This is a genomic window from Pseudolysinimonas sp. (genome assembly GCF_044239695.1).
In the GTDB taxonomy this organism is placed as follows: Bacteria; Actinomycetota; Actinomycetes; order Actinomycetales; family Microbacteriaceae; genus Pseudolysinimonas_A.
On the sequence record NZ_JBIIAW010000180.1, the window covers coordinates 1 to 3,115 of the forward strand.

Genomic DNA, 3,115 nt, shown 5'->3' on the forward strand with positions numbered 1-3,115 from the left:
GCAGCTGCACGAACATCGCGTCGGTGCCGTGCTCGTGCGGCCACAGTTGCAGCGCGGGCCCGACACCCTGCCCGAGTCGGCTCGTGGCGATCCGCGCGGCGACGGCTCGGGTGTCGATCGCGGTGAGTTCCGGGTGGCGACCCAGGACCCCTTCGACGGCCTGGCGGGTCTCCGCGGGATGCGGCGAGCACGTCACGTAGGCGAGCAGACCTCCGGGGGCGAGAGCCGCGACCGCGGCATCCAGCAATCTCGTCTGCAACGCGACGAGACCCGGGAGGTCGCCGGGCTGCTTGCGCCAGCGCGCCTCGGGTCGACGTCGCAGCGCGCCGAGGCCGGTGCACGGCGCGTCGAGCAGGATGCGGTCGAAGCCGCCGGGGTCGGAGGTGGCGAACCGCTCGGCGTCGCCCTCGACCACCTCCGGCGTCGGCCGGAAGATCTTCAGGGCCGCGCGCACGAGACGCGCCCGCACCGGGACGAGTTCGTTGGCCACGAGTTCCGCTCCCCCGCCTCTGGCTTCCGCCGTGAGAAGAGCGGCCTTCCCGCCGGGACCGGCGCACATGTCGAGCCAGCGCTCCCCCACCACGATCGGCCGGGCACGGCTCAGGATGAGGGCCGCGAGCTGCGATCCCTCGTCCTGCACCCGGGCGTGACCGGACGCGACCGCCGGGATCCGGGAGGGGTCGCCGCCGGGAGTCCGGGCGCCGACCGGGGAGATCTCGCCCGGTTCGCCGACCTCGTCGACCTCGGCGAGTCCGGGCAGGGCGACGAGCGACACCTCCGGCGCGACGTTGTCGGCCGCGAGCAGATCCTCGAGTTCGTCCTCCCGACCATCGGCCTCGAGCGCGCCGCGCAAGGCGTCGACGACCCACTCGGGATGCGAGTACTCGGCACCGAGACGCAGGTCACCGGCGAGTCCCTCGGCGACGCGGGCATCCCACTCCTCGGGCGTCGACCGCGAGACCGTGCGCAGGACCCCGTTGACGAACCCGGTGGCCTTGCGGGGGGCGAGGGTCACGGTGTCGCCGACGGCCGCGTGCGGCGGGATCCGGGTCGCGACGAGTTGGTGCACGCCCAGACGGAGCACGTCCAGCACGGCCGGGTCGATGGCCGAGGTCTCGCGGTTCGCCGCGAGGCGGATGATGCGGTCGTAACGTCCCTGCATCCGCAGCGTGCCGTAGGTGAGTTCGGTGGCGAGGGCGGCGTCGGCCAGGTTGAGCCGCGCCTGACTGATCCGGGCCGGCAGCACGAGGTTGGCGTAGGCGTCGTCCTCGCGCACGGCGGCGAGCACGTCGGCCGCGACGCGACGAGCGGGCGAGACGCGGCGGCCCGAGACGGCGGCTCCGTAGCGGTCGTTCATCGCGCCTCGATCGAGCGCTGTCGCCCCCGCCACCAGTCGGCCGCGGGCATCGCCCGCTTGCCGGCGGGATGGACCGTGACGAGGTGCAGCGGGTCCGTGCCGGTGCCGACCAGCAGACGACCGCTTCGGAGATCGAACTCCCCCGCCGCGAGACCCGCATCCGCATGGGCGATCGCCGCGTCGAGCACCTTGAGCCGGTCCCCGTCGGGCAGCAGCGCGAAGGCTCCCGGCTCCGGAGTCGTGCCGCGGATGCGGGCATCCAGTTCGGCCGCGGGGCGCGCCCAGTCGAGGCGGCCGTCCTCGAGTTCGAGCTTCGGGGCGAGCGTGACCTCCCCCTCCTGCTCGATGGCACGGGCGGAGCCGGCGTCGAGGGCGTCGACGACGCCGACGAGCAGCCCGGCGCCGTTCTCGGCGAGGACCTCGAGCAGGTGACCCGCGGTCTCGTTGCGGCCGATGGGCTGGGTGACGACCCCGAAGACGGGTCCGGCATCCAGTTCGGCGACGAGTTGGAACACCGCGGCTCCGGTCTCGCGGTCACCCGCGATCAGGGCGCGCTGCACGGGTGCGGCACCGCGCCAGCGCGGAAGCAGCGAGAAGTGGAGGTTGATCCAGCCCAGGCGCGGCGTCGACAGCAGCGGTTCGCGGATCAGACCGCCGTACGCGACGATGACGCCGAGGTCGGGGCGCAGCGCCTCGATGCGCCCCTCGAGCGGCGCGATCCGGTTCGCCTTGAGAACCGGAATGCCGGCCTCCTCCGCCGCGACCGCGACCGGGGTGGGCGTCAGCACCCGCTTGCGCCCGAGAGGCGCGTCCTCCCGGGTGACGACGGCGACGACCTCATGGTCGGAGGCGGCGAGGGCCCGAAGGCTCGGGACCGCGGCGGACGGGGTTCCCGCGAAGACGATCCGGAGGGGCATCCGTCCATTCTCCCCTGTCCGGAGGCCCGCCCTTCTCCGAACGACCGCCTACTCCTCGAACGGTTCCGGATCGTCGAATCGCGCGCGCAGCGGCAGCGGCTGCCGGCCGCGCGGCGGGGACCCGGGGATCGGCTTGCGCCGTCGGGTCGCCTGCCGGATGACCTCCGCCCGCACCGACTCCGCGATCTCGCCGCCGTCCCGGTAGTCGAAGCGCAGGATCGCACGGGCGCGTCCGGCGGCGAGGGTCGTGCCGAGCACCTCGGCTGCGGCGGGCAGCTGCGCGAGCGCCTCCTCGACGGCGTCGGGAGCACCTTGCACGGTGGCCATCCGCACGGCGGGCGGGAATCGCAACTCCCGGCGGCCCGCGTACTCGGCGCGGGCGAAGTCCGGTTGGCTCCAGCCGGCGAGGGCGTGGCCGAGCGCGCCGCCGACCCCGACGAGCACGATGCCGGCGTCGTCGGCGGCGAGGGCGGCCGCATCCGACCACCAGCGCAGGCAGTCCTCGGCGACACGCAGGCTCTCCCGCGCCAGCATCCGCTCGCCGTCGAGCAGCAGCACCGCGCGATAGCCGTGCGGCGCGAACGGCTCCGCGCCCCGGGTGGCGATCACGAGCGCCGGACGGTCGTCGACCTCCAGCAGCGGGCGCTCACCGTCGGAGACGATGACGCGGGTGCCCGGGAAGGCGCGCCCGAGTTCGTCGGCGGTGCGGGCGCTGCCGGTGCCGGAGGTGCGGTGTTTGCGCGAACCGCAGGTGGCGCACGCCCAGGTGCGATCGGGGGTGCCGCACCAGGTGCAGGTCGGCACCGCGCCCGAGGAGCGCTGCCGCAACGGGCCGGCGCAG

Annotated in this window: 2 protein-coding genes and 1 pseudogene; all 3 read right to left on the minus strand. The window is 74.6% G+C overall.

Features of this window, described 5'->3' with window-relative positions:
* Positions 1-1,357 (minus strand): RsmB/NOP family class I SAM-dependent RNA methyltransferase (locus tag ACILQS_RS16100; protein WP_395641138.1); only part of this gene is annotated, 1,357 nt, incomplete at its 3' end.
* A complete protein-coding gene (gene fmt, locus ACILQS_RS16105) occupies positions 1,354-2,274 on the minus strand; it encodes a methionyl-tRNA formyltransferase (RefSeq protein WP_395641139.1) in 921 nt (306 codons plus the stop codon). The genes fmt and ACILQS_RS16100, both read right to left, overlap by 4 nt.
* A gap of 48 nt (positions 2,275-2,322) precedes the next feature.
* Positions 2,323-3,115 (minus strand): annotated as a pseudogene (locus ACILQS_RS16110) (primosomal protein N'); the annotation flags it as partial.